The following is a 16,432-nucleotide window of genomic DNA, read 5'->3' as shown; positions in this document are numbered from 1 at the left end:
TCAGCTCTCCCAGCCAGCTTGGTAGAGCTTGCCGTGGGCCTGGTCGAGGGCGGCCCGCACCACCGGCGAGTGCTGGTAGATGTCGATGAATCTGGCCAGGCGCGGGTCGTCCTTGCTCTGCGGGCGGATGACGAACTGGATCACGTATTCCTTGTGGTCCAGGCCGTCGAACAGCAGCGCCGAGGTGGCGTCGAAGGTCTTGGCCAGGCGAATGTAGGCCGGGTAGCCCTGGACCAGGTCGGCGTCATCGTAGGCGCGCACTAGTTGCACCGCTTCGACCTGGAGGATCTTCAGTTTTTTCGGGTTGGCGACGATGTCTTCTTCGGTGGCCTTGTAGCCGACACCGGGCTTGAGGGTGATCAAACCGGCCTTGGCCAGCAGCTGCAAACCGCGGCCGCTGTTGATCGGGTCGTTGGCGATGGCGACGCTGGCGCCCTCGGGCAACTCAGCGAAGCTTTTGAATTTTTTCGAGTACAGGCCGACGTTGTTGATGATCCCCGGGGCGAAGGGCACCAGGTCGAAACCGCCGGCGGCCTTGGCGTTTTCCAGAAACGGGATGTGCTGGAAGTAGTTCACGTCGATGTCACCGGCCGCCAGGCTGACGTTGGGCGCGATCCAGTCGCTGAACTCGATCAGCTCGACGTCCAGGCCCTGTTTCTTCGCTTCGCTGACGGCCGCTTCGAGGGGGATGGAAAAGGCTGCGGTGGTGCCGACTTTCAAGGCGTCGGCGGCCTGGGCGGTGCCGAACAGGCTAAAGGTCAGGGCCAGGGCTGCGACCGGGCGGGCAATAAAGGTCTTAAGCATGCTGTAGCGCTCCCGTCGGGGTCGTAGGGGTGTGGCGATAGCTGGCGCCAGGATGGTCTGCCGGCAGGTGAGGCTGGTCGCTGGCGAAGAGTTTCTCGCGCAGGCTGCCCTGTTCGTAGGCGGTCTTGTACGAGCCGCGGCGTTGCAGCTCGGGGATCACCAGGTCGATGAAATCGACATAGCTTTCCGGGGTAACCGTGCGGGCCAGGTTGAAGCCGTCCAGGCCGGTTTCGGCGATCCAGCTTTCCAGCTCGTCGGCGACCTGGGTCGGCGAGCCGATCAGGGTGATGTAGCGTCCGCCAAGGGCGTGTTGCTCGAGCAGCTTGCGCCGGGTCCAGTCGTTGTTCTGCAGGTTCTTGGTGGCGGACTGGATGGCGTTGCTTTTCACGTACTGGATCGGCTCGTCCAGTTCGTACTCGGAGAAATCGATGCCGGTGGAGCTGGCAAAGTGCGCAACACCGGCCTCGGCGCTGGCATAGCGCAGGTACTCGGCGTGCTTGGCCTTGGCCTGCTCTTCAGTGCGGGCGACGATCACCGTCAGGCCCATGAACACCTTGATCGCCTGCGGGTCACGCCCCGCTGCCACGGCGGCAGCGCGCACCTTGTCGACCTGGGCGCGGGTGGCGGCCTTGTTCTGGCCGCTGATGAACACGCACTCGGCGTGGCTGCCGGCAAAGCTCAGGCCGCGCTCGGAGCTGCCGGCCTGGAACAATACCGGGGTGCGCTGTGGCGATGGCTCGCACAGGTGATAACCCTCGACCCGGTAGAACTCGCCCTTATGGTTGACCTTGTGCACTTTGTCCGGCCGGGCGTAGACCCGCTGCTGGCGGTCGTTGACCACCGCGCCGTCTTCCCAGCTGCCTTCCCAGAGCTTGTACAGCACCTGCAGGTACTCGTCGGCCTGGTCATAGCGGCGGTCGTGCTCGGGCTGCTGATCCAGGCCCATGGCCTTGGCTGCGCTGTCGAGGTAGCCGGTGACGATGTTCCAGCCCACCCGGCCACGGCTCAGGTGGTCGAGGGTGGAAAGGCGCCGGGCGAACAGGTAAGGCGGCTCGTAGGTCAGGTTGGCGGTCAGGCCGAAGCCGAGGTTGCGGGTGACGGCGGCCATGGCTGAAACCAGCAGCAGCGGGTCATTGACCGGAAGCTGGATCGACTCCTTCAGCGGTACATCGACGGACTGTTGGTAGACATCGTAGACGCCGACGATATCGGCAATGAACAACCCGTCGAACAGCCCGCGCTCCAGTAGCTGGGCCAGCTCGGTCCAGTATTCGAGGGTCTTGTACTGGCTCGAGTTGTCCCGCGGATGGGTCCACAGGCCGTGGTTGATATGGCCGACGCAGTTCATGTTGAAGGCGTTGAGCAGGATCTTCTTCTTGGCCATCAGATGGTGCCCCGCAACGGTGGATTTTCATCGTTCAGGTAGTAGTTGCCGATGGCGTGGTACTTCCAGCGCACCGGGTCGTGCAGGGTATGCACCCGGGCGTTGCGCCAGTGTCGATCAAGGCCATGCTCGGCCAGGGTTGCCTGGCTGCCGGCCAGCTCAAACAGCGTGGTGCCGGCGGCGAGGGAAATCTCGGTACTGATCGCCCGCGCTTCGGCCACGGCGATGGAGGCGGCGGCGACGGTTTCGGCATTCGGCTCGGCCTGGGCACGGTCGAGGTGCTCGCCGGCGCGTTCGAGCAGGGCTTCGGTAGCGTGCAAGCGGATCGCCAGGTGGCCGAAGGACTTCAGGGTCAGCGGGTCTTCGCTGGCCTGGTCGACACCGGAGTCGACCCATGGCCGGCTGCGGGTGCGCACGAAGTGCAGGGCATCTTCATAGGCGGCGCGGGCGATGCCGGTGTCAATGGCAGCATGGAGGATCTGCGCCAGCGGGCCGACCGTGGTCGGGCGCTCGAAGGCACTCTGGAACGGCAGCACGTCCTCGGCGGCGACCTGCACGTTGTCGAACACCACTGAACCGCTGCCGGTGGTGCGTTGGCCGAAGCCGCTCCAGTCGTCAATTACCTTCAATCCAGCGCTGTCAGCCGGCACGAAAGCCAGGCGCTGAATGCCCTCTTCATCGACGACCGACGTGGGGATGCGCTGAGCGTAGATCGCACCCGTGGCGTAGAACTTGCGGCCATTGATGCGATAAGCGTCGCCATCGCGGGTCAGGGCAGTGGTACGGTCGTGGGCAGTCTTGGTGCCGAGCTCGGCCAGGGCATTGCCGAAGCGCTTGCCGGCCAGTACTTCGGCGTACAGGCGCTGCTGTTGCTCCGGAGTGCCGTTCACCCGCAGCACTTCCAATGCATAGAAGTGGTTCTGTGGAATTTGCCCCAGCGAGGCGTCGGCCTGGGCGATGCGGGCGATGACCCTGGCCAGGGTGACGTTCGATACGCCAGCGCCGCCATAGGCCTTGGGCACGCTGATGCCCCACAGGCCGGAGCGGGAGAACAGCTCGAGTTCAGGGTGCGGCAGGCGTCGTTCGCGGTCGCGCAAGGCGCTGTCGCGATGCAGTTGGACGGCGATTTCCTCGGCGATTTGCAATGCCTGGGCGTCAGTGTGGATGACCGCGACGTTAGCGTGCGGTTGTGGCAATAGGCTCATAAACAGGGCTCCAGTGGTCTGGTCAAATCCAGGAGTGCCGGGCAGGCAAGGTACCGTTGAGGTGATAGGCGCCGACGGCGTGGTATTTCCAGCGCACCGGGTCGTGCAGGGTGTGCACGCGGGCATTGCGCCAGTGCCGGTCGAGATTGAACTCGGCCAGGGTGGCGCGGCTGCCGGAGAGCTCGAAGAGCTTCTCGCTGGCTTGCAGGGAGATCTCGGTGGTCAGCACCTTGGCTTCGGCCACGGCGATCGAGGCGCGGGCGGCAGCGGCGGCGTCGACCGGTGCGGCGTTGACTTCGTCGAGTACCCGCGCAGCCTTGCCCAGCAGTGCCTGGGCAGCATGCAGTTCAAGCTGCAGGCGGCCGACGTCGGCGATCACGTAGAGATCGTCACTGGCGCGATCGACCTTGGCGTCGATCCACGGCCGGGCTTTTTCGCGGACAAAAGCGATGGTGTCGGCAATCGCCGCTTCGGCGATGCCTGCATCAATGGCAGCCTGGATCAGCTGCGATGCGGCGCCCTGGATGTTCGCTACTTCGCCCTGCTTCCAGGTATCGATCATCAGTTCGGCGTCGACCTGCACCTTGTCCAGCAACACGGTGCCGCTGGCGGTGGTACGTTGGCCGAAACCGGACCAGTCGTCGACGATGCGCAAGCCCGGGGTGCCACGGCGGACGAAGGCCATGACCTGGCGGCCGTCGTCGTTCAGCGCCTTGACCGCCACCCAGTGGGCAAACAGGGCGCCGGTGGAATAGAACTTCTGGCCACTGAGCACATAATGATCGCCCTCGCGGGTGATCCGCGCCTTGAGGTCCAGGGTGTGCTTGGTGCCGCGTTCCGGCCCGGCATTGCCGATGCGCCAGCCGTCGAGCACTGATTTGAACAGCAGCTCTTTCTGCCGCTCAGTGGCGGTGCCTTTGAGCAGTTGCAGGATACCGAACTGGTTTTGCGGGATCTGCCCCAGCGCCGGGTCGGCGGCGCTGATGATGCGAAACACCTCGGCAATGGTGACAAACGACACCTGCGCGCCGCCAAACGCCCGCGGGATGCTGATGCTACCCAGGCCGCTGCGGGTGAATTGTTCGATTTCTGCCCAGGGCAGCTTGCGTTGCTGGTCGCGCCTGGCCGCCTGGCCGCGTGCTGCCTCGGCCAGCTCATGGGCCGCCTGCAGGGCTTGCTCGTCATTGCTCAGCACCTTGGCCGGCAACAACAGCGGGGCGCTGTCCAGGTCGCTGTGGATTGTGGTTTCTGCCAGATTGGACATCAGTACCGCTCCTTGGCTGCACTCAATGCCCTGGCGTTACGCACTGGGGTGATTGTGTTCCTGACCATACCTACCTCACGAATTGAAAACGTCGACGCGGGGGTGCGGCGACAAAATTGCGCTGGTCCGGTGGTCCGGTTCATATACCCTAATAGCGTATAAAAATTAAATAAACTAACTTTTAGGAATAAATATAGAAGTACTTGGCGGTCGCTGGAGGAACGCCTGCCGGGGCAGGGCAGGCGCTATCAGAAAGGCGGGACAGGGGAGGGAAAAACTCAGTAACCGGTGTTCTGCGTGCCGAGGAATTTGCCGAGGAACTGGCGGGTGCGTTCTTCTTTCGGCTGGGCAAACAGCGCCTTGGCTTCGCCCTGTTCGACGATCACGCCCTTGTCGAAGAAGATCACCCGGTTAGCTACATCGCGGGCAAAACTCATCTCGTGGGTGACGATGATCATGGTGCGCTTTTCTTCGGCCAGGCTGCGGATGGTCGCCAGCACTTCGCCGACCAGTTCGGGGTCGAGCGCCGAAGTCGGCTCGTCAAAGAGGATCACCTCCGGCTCCATGGCCAGTGCCCGGGCAATCGCTACCCGCTGCTGCTGACCACCGGACAGCTTGCGCGGGTAGGAGGCCTCCTTGCCGGCCAGGCCGACCTTGGCCAACAGCTTCATGCCCAGGGCCACGGCCTGCTCGCGAGGCGTCTTCTTGACCACCAGAGGGCCTTCGATGACGTTCTCCAGCGCAGTGCGATGGGGGAACAGGTTGAAGTTCTGGAAGACGAACCCGACCTCCTGGCGCAGCCGACGGATCAGCCCGCTTTGCTGGCTGAGCGGACGGTTGGCGTCAATCTCCACATTGCCGACCTTGATGCGCCCGCTGCTAGGGGTTTCCAGCAGGTTCAGGCAACGCAGGAAGGTGGTTTTGCCGGAACCGCTGGGGCCGATGATGGCGATCACCTCGCCGGCCTCGACCTTGAGGCTGATGTCATCGAGCACGGTCTGGCCGTTGAACTGCTTGCTCAGTCGTTGTACCTCGATCATGCCTCAGGACTCCTGGTCGTGCCGGTTGACTCGCGCTTCCAGGCGGTTCTGCAGGTGTGCGAGAACGCTGGCCAGCACCCAGTAGATCAGTGCAGCGGCAAGGTACATGGTGAAGATTTCGAAAGTGCGCGCAGTAATCAGCTGCGCCTGGCGGAACAGCTCCGGCACCTGGATGGTGGCGGCCAGGGCGGTGTCCTTGACCAGCGAGATAAAGCTGTTGCCCAGTGGCGGCAAGGCGGTGCGCGCCGCTTGCGGCAGGATCGCCCGGCGCATGGCCTGGCCACGGGTCATGCCGATGCTGGCGGCCGCCTCCCACTGGCCGCGGTCGATGGAGCTGATTGCGGCGCGAAGGATTTCACAGGCATAGGCGGCCATGTTCAGCGAGAAGCCGATCAGCGCCGCCGGCAGCGGATCGAGCTCGATGCCTAGCTGCGGCAGGCCGTAGTAGATCATGAACAGCTGCACCAGCAGCGGCGTGCCGCGAAAGAACGAGACGTAGACCCGCGCGGTCCAGCTCAGCAGCTTGAGCGACGACAGGCGCATCAACGCCAGGCTGAAGCCCAGCAGCAGGCCAAAGAACATCCCGCCGAGGCTGAGGACTACCGTGAAGTACGCGCCCCTGAGCAGGAAGGGCGCGGACTCTATTGCGAGTTGGAAAGCTTCTTCCATTATTGAGTGACGTCAGCGTTGAAGTACTTTTCCGAAAGCTTTTTCAGCGTGCCGTCGGCGCGCAGCTTGTCGATGGCCTTGTTCACGGCGGCTAGCAGTTCCGGCTCGCCTTTGCGCAGGGCAATACCGGCCTCCTGGCGGGAGAACGCGTCACCGGCGGCGGTGGTGTCCTTGGCTTTCTTGGCGTATTCCAGTGCGGCCAGACGGTCGATCAGGATGGCGTCGATACGGCCGACACGCAGGTCCTGGAACTTGGTCGGATCGTCTTCGTATGTGCGCACGTCAGCGGTCGGCACATTGGCTTTGACCCACTGTTCGTAGTTGGTGCCCAGGCCCACGCCGACTTTCTTGCCGCCCAGGTCGGCAGCGGACTTGATGTTCAGGTCGGCGGCCTTTTTCGTCAGCACAAGCGCCTGAATCCCGGAAACAGTGTAGGGCTCGGAGAAGTCGTACTTCTTCTTGCGTTCTTCGGAGATGGTCACCTGGTTGACCACCGCATCCAGGCGCTTGGACTCCAGGGCCGCGAGGATGCCGTCCCACTTGGTCGGTTGCAGCTTGACCTTGACCCCCAGCTCCTTGGCCAGGGCCTCGGAGAGTTCCACCTCAAAGCCGGCCAGCTTGCCGTCGGCATCGACGAAGCTGAACGGTGGATAGGTGCCTTCAAGGCCGATGTTGATCACGCCCTTGTCCTTGATCTGCTGCAGTTGCTCGCCAGCCACAGCCTGGCCGAGCAGGCTGGCCCCGAGCAGCAGGCCAAGGCCGGCGGCTACTGCCTGTTTACCGAAAGCGGAAATCTTCATGGTTAGCCCCAATGTTGTTGTGAGTGTGGCGCTGACTATAGGGTGACGCTTTTAGTCTGAAAAATAATATAAATTCATGCTCTTATATCATTTTCAAATAAGTTGATTAGCCGTTCCAGACCTCAGGGTAGGCGAATAATGCTGGTGCCCCACCGGTATGCAGAAAAATCAGCGGGCCGTCGTCGAAGCGCTGGCGGGCAATGCCGTCGAGCAGCCCGGCCATGGCCTTGCCGGTATACACCGGGTCGAGCAGCAATCCTTCCTGGCTGGCCAATAAGCGAATGGCGGCAAGGGTGCCAGCGTTCGGTTCGCCATAGCGTGGGGCGAAGTACTCGTCCCACAGTTCGATCTTGAAGGTTTCTGGCAAACGCACGCCCAACAGCTCGGCGGTGCGTTCGGCCAGGCCCTGGACTTTCGGCCGCTGGTCTTCATCGCTGCGCGATACGGTCACGCCGATCACCGGCAGTTTCGGCAGTTTGTGCGCCAGGGCGATGGCCAGGCCGCTGTGGGTGCCGGCGCTACCAGAAGCCAGTACTACCCCGGCGAACTGCTCGCCGCAATGTTCGATCTGCTGTGCCAGCTCAAGGCCTGCGCGTACATAACCCAAGGCACCCAGCGCGTTGGAGCCGCCAATCGGCACGATGTAGGGTTTGCGCCCGCTGGCGTGCAGGCGCACCGCCAGGGCTTGCAGTTGTTCATCGGCATTATCGAGGTTGTCGACCAGTTCGACCTTGGCGTCGAACAACTCCAGCAACAGTCGGTTGCCGTTCTGCCGGTAGTTGAGCGAATCGGTACCGATCGGGTTTTCCAGCAGAGCTACACACGTCAGGCCCAATTGAGCGGCCAGGGCTGCGGTCTGGCGCACATGGTTGGACTGGATCGCCCCGGCGGTGACCAGGGTGTCGGCACCTTTGCTCAGGGCGTCGGCGGCCAGGTATTCGAGCTTGCGCAGCTTGTTGCCGCCCATCGCCAGCGGCGTGCAATCGTCACGTTTAACGTAGATGTCGCGGCCAGCCCAGGCCGAGAGGCGATGGAGTTTTTCCAGCGCGGTGGGGGCGCCAAGCAAGTCCAGACGATTGAAGCGGGCAAGCTGTCGGTCGATCATGGGGTCACGTCGGCTAGGTAAAATTTGACTATAAGCAGCCTGCGGCGTGCGGGCAACTACCTGGCTTATGCCGCCTTTATCGCGTTCTGGAATAAAGGGTTATTTTTTCCCCTGTAGGAATTTGCCGTAAAGTGATCGTCAATTGTGGCGGAACTTCAACCCACCGACCGCCGCTGCAGCAGGAGAGGTAACCGTGAGCGAGAACGCGCAATCAGGGCATTGGCAGCTGCAAACCATCGTTGGCCAGCTGCGTGCCGCCCGCGATCAGTGGCGCAGCAGCAATGGTCGCAGCAGCGGCGAGCAAGGCGGCCGTGAGCTGCCTTCGCGCGAAGCGGTGCGGCATATTCTCGAGCAGTTGTGTGGTGCCTTGTTCCCTATGCGCCTGGGCCCGGTCGACCTGCGTGAAGAGAGCGAAGACTTTTATGTCGGCCATACCCTCGACGCGGCCCTGACCGCCTTGCTTGCCCAGGCCCGCCTTGAACTGCGTTATGTCGCTCGCCAAGGTAAAAACACATCGTCCGAGATCGATGCCAAGGCCTTGCGCCTGATCCAGGACTTTGCCGCGGCCTTGCCGGGTCTGCGCAGCATCCTCGATACCGATGTGCTGGCCGCTTTCCACGGTGACCCGGCGGCGCGCAGCGTCGATGAGGTGCTGCTGTGCTACCCGGGTATTCTCGCCGTCATCCACCACCGCCTGGCCCACCATCTGTACCGGGCCGGCCTGCCATTGCTGGCGCGGATCAGTTCGGAGCTGGCCCACTCGGTCACCGGCATCGATATCCATCCCGGCGCGCAAATCGGCCCGAGCTTCTTCATCGACCACGGCACCGGCGTGGTGATCGGCGAAACGGCGATCATCGGCGAGCGGGTACGCATCTACCAGGCCGTTACCCTGGGCGCCAAACGCTTCCCGGCGGACGAAGACGGGCAGTTGCAGAAGGGCCATCCGCGTCACCCGATTGTCGAGGACGACGTGGTGATTTATGCCGGCGCGACTATTCTGGGACGAATCACCATCGGCAAGGGTTCGACCATCGGCGGCAACGTCTGGCTGACCCGCAGCGTGGCTCCGGGCAGCAACCTGACCCAGGCCAATCTGCAGCATGATGACGGTACCCAGAAGTAGATTCTAATGGCCATCGCGGGGCAAGCCCGCTCCCACTGTGGGAGCGGGCTTGCCCCGCGATGGGTCGCGCAATGGTCCCATCCATGTTTAACTTGAACGCTTGTTCAAGTTAAAACGGTGGTCCGCTGCCGGTGTTCAACAGGAGGAAACCCTTTGCTGAACCCGTTCAATCCAAGCTTCTCCCCCCTCGGCGAGGTGCACGACCAATGAGTGCACCCAGCCCCGACTCCAGCGGCAAGATCCGCATGAATCCGCCGGTTTTCTACTTCGCGGCGAGCTTTATCCTGATATTCGGCCTGGTGGTCATCAGCAATCCGCAAGCCGCTGGCGAGTGGCTGCTGGCGGCGCAGAACTGGGCGGCCAACACCGTTGGCTGGTACTACATGCTGGCGATGACGCTGTATCTGGTCTTCGTGGTGGTCACCGCCTTGTCTGGCTACGGCAAGATCAAGCTCGGTGCCGACCACGACGAGCCCGAGTTCAGCTACCTGTCCTGGGCCGGCATGCTGTTCGCAGCAGGCATCAGCATTACTCTGTTCTTCTTCTGTGTCTCCGAACCCCTGACCCACATGCTCCAGCCGCCGCAAGGCGAGGCCGGCACGGTCGAGGCTGGGCGCCAGGCGATGCAGCTGCTGTTCCTGCACTGGGGCCTGCATGGCTGGGGCGTGTTCGCCTTTGTCGGCATGGCCCTGGCGTATTTCGCCTACCGGCACAACCTGCCGCTGGCCTTGCGTTCGGCGCTGTATCCGCTGATCGGCAAGCGTATCAACGGCCCGATCGGTTACGCCGTGGACGGCTTCGGCATCATCGCCACGGTGTTCGGCCTGGGCGCCGACATGGGCTTTGGCGTGTTGCACCTCAACTCTGGCCTGGACTACCTGTTCGGCGTGCCGCATACCCAGTGGGTGCAGGTGATCCTCATCACCCTGATGATGGGCGCGGCGGTCGCCGTGGCGGTTGCCGGGGTCGAGAAGGGCGTGCGGGTGATGTCCGACATCAACATGTTCCTGGCCTGCGCTCTGCTGCTGTTCGTGCTGTTCGCCGGGCCCACCCAGCACCTGTTCAATACCCTGATCCAGAACCTCGGTGACTATCTCGGCGCCTTGCCGCGCAAGAGTTTCGATGTCTACGCTTACAACCAGGCCAATGAGTGGCTGGGCGGCTGGACCGTGTTCTACTGGGCCTGGTGGATTGCCTGGGCGCCGTTTGTCGGCCTGTTCATTGCGCGGATTTCCCGCGGCCGGACCATCCGCGAGTTTGTCTTTGGCGTACTGCTGATTCCCCTGGGTTTCACCCTGGCGTGGATGTCGATCTTTGGTAACAGCGCGCTGTTCCAGGTGCTCGAACACGGCATGACCGCGCTGGGCCAATCGGCCCTCGACAACCCGTCGATGACCCTCTATTTGTTGCTGGAAACCTACCCGTGGAGCAAGGCAGTGATTGCCGTCACGGTGTTCATCAGCTTCGTGTTCTTCGTGACCTCCGCCGACTCCGGCACCGTGGTGCTCTCGACCCTCTCTGCACGTGGCGGCAACGCCGACGAAGACGGTCCGAACTGGCTGCGGGTGTTCTGGGGCGCGATGACCGCGCTGGTGACCAGCGGGTTGTTGTTCGCCGGCAGCATCGATTCGCTGAAGTCGGCGGTGGTGCTCACCTCGCTGCCGTTCTCGGTGATCCTGCTGTTGATGATGTGGGGCCTGCACAAGGCGTTCTACCTGGAATCGCAACGGCAGATCGCCCAGCTGCATTCGCTGGCACCGTTCGCCAACTCACGGCGTGGCCGTGGTGGCTGGCGTCAGCGTTTGAGCCAGGCCGTGCACTTCCCGTCACGCGATGAGGTGTATCGCTTCATGGATGACGTGGTGCGCCCGGCGATTGCCGAGGTGACCCAAGTGTTTGGCGAGAAGGGTCTGCATGTCATCACCCAGGAAGACCCGAGCCACGACAACGTCAGTTTGAAGATCGGCCATGGCGAAGAGCAGCCGTTCATTTACCAGGTGCAGATGCGCGGTTACTTCACCCCGTCATTTGCCTTGGGGGGCCTGGGTACCCAGGAACTGAAGAACCGCCGCTACTACCGTGCCGAAGTGCACCTGAGCGAAGGCAGCCAGGATTACGACCTGGTTGGCTACAGCAAGGAGCAGATCATCAACGACATTCTCGATCAGTACGAGCGGCATATGCAGTTCTTGCACCTGGTGCGTTGATTTTTCTGGCCCCATCGCTGGCAAGCCAGCTCCCACAGGGTTTTGTGGGAGCTGGCTTGCCAGCGATGGTAGCGCCGCGATGGATCTTTAAAACGGCGCGTCCCCCAGAATCGTCGCCCGGTGCATCACCCGCCGCACCGGCCGGTAATCATCCACCGCGTAATGCTGGGTCACGCGGTTATCCCAGAACGCCACGTCGTTTTCCTGCCAGCGCCAGCGAATGGTGAACTCCGGACGGGTCGCGTGAGCGAACAGCAGCTTGAGAATTGCCTCGCTTTCAGCCTCGCTCAGTTCGTTGATGCGGGTGGTGAAACCGTCGTTGACGAACAGCGCCTTGCGCCCGCTCACCGGGTGAGTACGGATCACCGGGTGCGACAACGGCGGGTTGTTGCGCCGTGCCGCTTCCCAGCGCGCCAGGTCTTCAGGGGTGGTACCGAAGCGCTCCAGCGGAAACGACTTGGTGAAGTCATGGGTCGCGGTAAGGCCAGCAAGCAGCTGCTGCAGCGGTGCCGACAGCGCCTCGTAGGCAGCGATGCCACTGGCCCACAAGGTATCGCCGCCGTAGGCCGGCAGCTGCTTGGCACTGAGCACGGCACCCAGCGCCGGGGTCGGCAGGAAGGTCACGTCGGTGTGCCAGATGGCGTTGTCGCGCACGTCGGTGACGGCGGTATCGAGCACCAGCACTTGTGGGGTTTCCGGCACATTCGGGTAGATCGGATGGATATGCAGGTCGCCAAAGCGCGCGGCAAATTCGGCCTGCTGCTGCGGGTTGATCGGCTGGTCGCGAAAGAACAGCACCTGATGCTTGAGCAGTGCCTGTTCGATGGCGTCGCGTTGTTCTTGGCTGATTTCGCGGCTGAGGTCGATGCCGCTGATCTGGGCGCCGAGGGCAGGGCTCAGCGGGGTAATGGTCAGGCTCATGGTTGTTCTCTATCCGTTGTCAATGGCTCTGGCCGTGCCAGGGCACCAGCTTGCGCTGCAGGGCGCGCAGGCCCATCTCCAGGGCGAAGGCAATCAGCGCGATCACCAGGATGCCCAGCACCACCACATCGGTTACCAGGAACTGCGCCGCCGACTGGACCATGAAACCCAGGCCGCTGGTGGCGGCGATCAGCTCGGCAGCCACCAGGGTCGACCAGCCGACACCCAGGCCGATGCGCACGCCGGTGAGAATGTCGGGCAGGGCGCTGGGCAGGATCACATGGCGAATCAGCTGCCAGCGCGTGGCCCCCAACGACTGCGCCGCGCGCAGCTTGGTGGGGTCGACGGTACGCACGCCAGTGGCGGTGGCAATGGCGATCGGGGCGAAGATCGCAAGATAAATCAGCAGCACTTTCGACAGCTCGCCGATGCCGCACCAGATCACGATCAGCGGCAGGTAGGCCAGGGGCGGAATCGGCCGGTAGAACTCGATCAGCGGGTCGAGAATGCCGCGGGCGATACGGTTATGGCCGATGGCAATACCGATCGGAATCGCCGTGACGATCGCCGCAGCGAGGGCCAGGCCGATACGTTGCAGGCTGGCGCCCAGGTGCTGCCACAGGGTGGATTCCATGTAGCCCTGGGTCAGTAGCAACCAGGCCTTGCTCAGCACCGCTTCGGGTGAGGGCAAAAACAACGGCTCGATCCATTCGGCGGCGGTAACCGCCCACCACACCAGCAACAGCGTGGCCAGGGTCAGGGCGCTGATCCAGCGGGTGCTCAGACTGCGCCGGGGTTTGCTCGGCGTGGTTTGGCTGGCGGCGCGTTTGGCCGCTACCGGGACATCCAGGCTGCTCATGCAGACTCCTGCCGCGTCGCGGCACTGCGTTGGGAGAACACCCGGGCCAGCACGTGCTCGCGGGTTTCGATAAAGCGCGGGTCGGACTTGATCGAGCGGGCCGGCTCGCCGGCGCTGTAGCGCTGGCCGAAATCCAGTTGCAGGCGTTCGACGATCTGCCCGGGATTCGGCGCCAGCAACACCAGTTCGGTGGCGAGGAACACCGCCTCTTCAATGTCGTGGGTAATCAGGAACACCGGTTTGGCGGTGCGCTGCCAGACTTGCAGCAGCAACTCCTGCATCTGTTCACGGGTAAAGGCATCCAGTGCGCCAAACGGCTCGTCCATCAGCAGCACACGCGGGTCGGCAGCCAGCGCCCGGGCCAGGCCCACGCGCTGCTTCTGGCCACCGGACAGCTGCCAGATTCGCCGGCTGGCAAAGTCCGCCAGGTCGACCAGGGCGAGCATCTCGCGGGCCTTGCTTTCCCGCTTGGCGCGCGATACCCCGGCCAGTTCCAGGCCGAAGGCAACGTTGGCCAGCACATCCTGCCAGGGCAGCAGCGCATCATCCTGGAACACCACGCCGCGCTCGGCGCCGGGGCCTTGCACCGGGACGCCGTCGAGGGTGATACGGCCGCTGCTGGGCGCCACGAAACCGGCAATCAGATTGAGCAGCGAGGTCTTGCCGCTGCCCGAAGGGCCGAGGGCCACCAGCAATTGCTGCGGGCCCAGGCTCAGGTTGATGTCGGCCAGCACCGGCTCGGCCGCGCCGGGGTACTGTGCGCTGATGCGCTCCAGTTGTAACAGGGCCATGGTCTGCTCCGAGTCTCAGTTGGCAATGAATTTGGCGCTGACGTAAGGCGCATAGTCCGGCAGCACCGCTTCGACCTTGCCTTGCTCCTTGAGGAAGGTAGCGGTGTCGGTGATTGCCTGGGTGGTCGGTGCGCCCAGCGCTGCAACCTGGTCGGCGGCCAGCGGGAACACGTTGCCTTGCAGCAGGCCAGGGATATCAGCCGCCTTGGCGCCGGAGAGCTTCACCAGCTTGTCGACGTTGCTCTTGTTCGCCAGCCACGCTTGCGGGTCTTTGCGGTAGTCGGCGTAGGCATCCAGGGTGACTTTGGCGAAGGCCTTGACGATCTCCGGGTGCTTGGCCGCGAAGTCCTTGCGCACGATCCAGGCGTCGAAGGTCGGTGCGCCTTTGTCGGCCAGCTCACCGGAGGTGATCAGTACCTTGCCGTTTTCCTTGGCCACGCCCAGGGCCGGGTCCCAGACGTAGGTGGCGTCGATGTCACCGCGCTTCCAGGCGGCGATGATTGCCGGTGGTGCGAGGTTGAGGATCTGTACCTTGGCCGGGTCGATGTTCCATTGCTTGAGCGCAGCCAGCAGGCTGTAGTGACCGGTGGAGACGAACGGTACGGCGATCTTTTTGCCAATCAGGTCCTGCGGCGAGTTGATGCCGGCGCCATCGCGGGCGACCAGGGCTTCGGCAGCGCCAATCTGGGTGGCGATCAGGAAGGTTTCCACCGGCAGCTTGCGGGTCGCGGCCGCGGCCAGCGGGCTGGAACCGAGGTAGCCGATCTGCACATCGCCGGAGGCCACGGCGGTGATCACGTCGGCGCCGCTGTCGAATTTGCGCCAGTCGATGTCGGCTTTGCTGGTTTTCTCGTAGGTACCGTCGACCTGGGCGACTTTCGCCGGGTCCACGGTGGTCTGGTAGGCCACCGTCAGGTCGGCCGCCTGGGCAAACCAGCTGGTGCCGGCCAGGGTCAGGGCGGCGAACAGGCGCAGGGGAGCATGCAGGGTCATGGTTAACTCCTTGTCAGGCGGGCGGTTGTGTTGGTGTGGAATAAGACTAGATGATCTAAGAAAGTTAAAATAAATAACTTTTTTGCATTAGCTTAGGAGCCAATTGATTTAAGGCTCTGCAAATGAGGTGGTTTCATCGCGGGGCAAGCCCACTCCTGCAGGTCCTTGTGGGAGCGGGCTTGCCCCGCGATACGATCTCACTGAATAAACTTGGCGCTCACGTACGGCGCGTAGTCCGCCAGTACCGCTTCGACCTTGCCCTGTTCCTTGAGGAACCGCGCGGTCTCGCCAATCGCCTTGGGCGTCTGGCTCTGCAGCAACTGCGGCTGCGCCTGGGCATCGGGGAACGCCGCCCCGGCCAGCAACTGCGGAACATCTGCCGGATTGGCGCCGGTCAATTTGGCGATCTTCTGCACCGGTACCGAGTCGCTCGTCCACTGCGCCTTGTTGGCAGCGTAGTCGGCAAATGCATCAAGGGTGACCTTGGCGAACTTGCTCACCACCTCAGGATGCTTCTCGGCAAAATCCTTGCGCGCTACCCACACTTCGAACGTCGGTGCACCCCAGCCGCCAACCTCGGCGGCGTCGGTGAGCGTTTTGCCGGTCTTGCGGATTTCGCCCAATGCCGGCGACCAGACAAAGGCACCGTCGATGTCGCCACGTTTCCACGCTGCGGCGATTTCCGCTGGTTGCAGATTGACCACCTTGACCTGACGGGTGTCGAGGTTCCAGTGCTTGAGCGCACCAAGCAGGCTGTAGTGCGAGGTGGACACGAACGGCGTGGCGATGGTCTTGCCGACCAGGTCCTGCGGGCTGTTGATGCCGCTGCCGTTGCGCACCACCAGAGCTTCGGCGGCGTTGATCTGCGCCGAGACGATAAACGCCACGATCGGCAACTTGCGCGAAGCGGCAGCGGCTAACGGGCTGGAGCCCAGATTGCCAATCTGTACATCGCCAGAGGCAATCGCGGTGACCACTTCCGGGCCGCTGTTGAAACGGCGCCAGGCGATCTTTTCACCGATGGCCTGTTCATAGGCGCCGTCGGCCTGGGGCACTTTGCTCGGGTCGATGCCGGTTTGGTAGCCCACCGTCAGTTCATCGGCCTGGGCGACAAAAGTGATGCTGGTCAAGGCCAGGGCATAAAGGAAACGCAATGATGGTCTGGCCATGAGGGGCTGCCTTGTCGAAAGGGGAAGGTTCGTCAAAGCTAAGCGATCTAAAAAACCGCTTCAAAATACCCTTTAGGAATTAGCTTATGTGCCGA

The 16,432-nt window shown here is 63.0% G+C and carries 15 protein-coding genes; 2 read left to right on the top strand and 13 right to left on the bottom strand.

Features of this window, described 5'->3' with window-relative positions; genetic code table 11:
* From JV241A_RS24400 to JV241A_RS24360, 8 genes are all read right to left on the bottom strand, one after another.
* Complete coding sequence (locus tag JV241A_RS24400; RefSeq protein WP_115084815.1) at window positions 1-804, bottom strand: MetQ/NlpA family ABC transporter substrate-binding protein; 804 nt, start codon at window positions 802-804, stop codon at window positions 1-3.
* Window positions 797-2,188 carry an LLM class flavin-dependent oxidoreductase gene (locus JV241A_RS24395; protein ID WP_134064882.1) on the bottom strand — a complete coding sequence of 464 codons (1,392 nt, stop codon included), beginning with the start codon at window positions 2,186-2,188 and terminating at the stop codon, window positions 797-799. The genes JV241A_RS24400 and JV241A_RS24395 overlap by 8 nt, the downstream gene beginning before the upstream one ends.
* Window positions 2,188-3,393, bottom strand: a complete 1,206-nt coding sequence (locus JV241A_RS24390; RefSeq protein ID WP_134064880.1) for an SfnB family sulfur acquisition oxidoreductase — start codon at window positions 3,391-3,393, stop codon at window positions 2,188-2,190. Before JV241A_RS24390 ends, JV241A_RS24395 begins: the two co-directional genes overlap by 1 nt.
* 22 nt (window positions 3,394-3,415) lie before the next feature.
* Entirely contained in the window at window positions 3,416-4,657 is a 1,242-nt protein-coding gene (locus tag JV241A_RS24385) for an SfnB family sulfur acquisition oxidoreductase (RefSeq protein WP_134064878.1), read from the bottom strand.
* Between the two features lie 278 nt (window positions 4,658-4,935).
* Window positions 4,936-5,697, bottom strand: coding sequence for an L-cystine ABC transporter ATP-binding protein TcyN (gene tcyN, locus JV241A_RS24375; protein ID WP_115084820.1), 762 nt, complete (start codon window positions 5,695-5,697; stop codon window positions 4,936-4,938).
* 3 nt (window positions 5,698-5,700) lie between these two features.
* On the bottom strand, window positions 5,701-6,366 hold the full coding sequence (gene tcyL, locus JV241A_RS24370) for a cystine ABC transporter permease (RefSeq protein WP_115084821.1): 666 nt from the start codon (window positions 6,364-6,366) through the stop codon (window positions 5,701-5,703).
* Window positions 6,366-7,166 (bottom strand): cystine ABC transporter substrate-binding protein, encoded by an 801-nt coding sequence (gene tcyJ / locus JV241A_RS24365; protein WP_115084822.1) that lies wholly within the window; start codon window positions 7,164-7,166, stop codon window positions 6,366-6,368. The genes tcyL and tcyJ overlap by 1 nt, the downstream gene beginning before the upstream one ends.
* A gap of 106 nt (window positions 7,167-7,272) precedes the next feature.
* On the bottom strand, window positions 7,273-8,271 hold the full coding sequence (locus JV241A_RS24360; RefSeq protein WP_115084823.1) for a D-cysteine desulfhydrase: 999 nt from the start codon (window positions 8,269-8,271) through the stop codon (window positions 7,273-7,275).
* Window positions 8,272-8,464: 193 nt separating this feature from the next.
* Between JV241A_RS24360 and epsC the strand changes: the two genes are divergently transcribed.
* On the top strand, window positions 8,465-9,397 hold the full coding sequence (epsC, locus tag JV241A_RS24355) for a serine O-acetyltransferase EpsC (RefSeq protein WP_115084824.1): 933 nt from the start codon (window positions 8,465-8,467) through the stop codon (window positions 9,395-9,397).
* Window positions 9,398-9,603: 206 nt separating this feature from the next.
* On the top strand, window positions 9,604-11,604 hold the full coding sequence (betT, locus tag JV241A_RS24350) for a choline transporter BetT (RefSeq protein ID WP_115084825.1): 2,001 nt from the start codon (window positions 9,604-9,606) through the stop codon (window positions 11,602-11,604).
* 87 nt (window positions 11,605-11,691) lie between these two features.
* Here the strand turns inward: betT and tauD are convergent, their stop codons facing one another.
* The 5 genes from tauD to tauA (JV241A_RS24325) all read right to left on the bottom strand — a co-directional run bounded on the left by tauD (window position 11,692) and on the right by tauA (JV241A_RS24325) (window position 16,337).
* Window positions 11,692-12,525, bottom strand: a complete 834-nt coding sequence (gene tauD / locus JV241A_RS24345; protein WP_115084826.1) for a taurine dioxygenase — start codon at window positions 12,523-12,525, stop codon at window positions 11,692-11,694.
* 19 nt (window positions 12,526-12,544) lie between these two features.
* Window positions 12,545-13,384 (bottom strand): taurine ABC transporter permease TauC, encoded by an 840-nt coding sequence (gene tauC, locus JV241A_RS24340; protein WP_115084827.1) that lies wholly within the window; start codon window positions 13,382-13,384, stop codon window positions 12,545-12,547.
* Window positions 13,381-14,175 carry a taurine ABC transporter ATP-binding subunit gene (gene tauB / locus JV241A_RS24335; protein ID WP_134064876.1) on the bottom strand — a complete coding sequence of 265 codons (795 nt, stop codon included), beginning with the start codon at window positions 14,173-14,175 and terminating at the stop codon, window positions 13,381-13,383. The genes tauC and tauB overlap by 4 nt, the downstream gene beginning before the upstream one ends.
* Window positions 14,176-14,190: 15 nt before the next feature.
* On the bottom strand, window positions 14,191-15,168 hold the full coding sequence (gene tauA / locus JV241A_RS24330; RefSeq protein ID WP_115084829.1) for a taurine ABC transporter substrate-binding protein: 978 nt from the start codon (window positions 15,166-15,168) through the stop codon (window positions 14,191-14,193).
* A 197-nt stretch (window positions 15,169-15,365) separates the two neighbouring features.
* Window positions 15,366-16,337, bottom strand: a complete 972-nt coding sequence (gene tauA / locus JV241A_RS24325) for a taurine ABC transporter substrate-binding protein (protein WP_134064874.1) — start codon at window positions 16,335-16,337, stop codon at window positions 15,366-15,368.
* Window positions 16,338-16,432: the final 95 nt, after the last annotated feature.

The organism is Pseudomonas sp. JV241A (genome assembly GCF_900275665.1).
GTDB classification, from domain to species: Bacteria; Pseudomonadota; Gammaproteobacteria; order Pseudomonadales; family Pseudomonadaceae; genus Aquipseudomonas; species Aquipseudomonas wadenswilerensis.
Note: the sequence above shows the minus strand (reverse complement) of the source record. Positions and strands in the feature narration are given on the sequence as shown.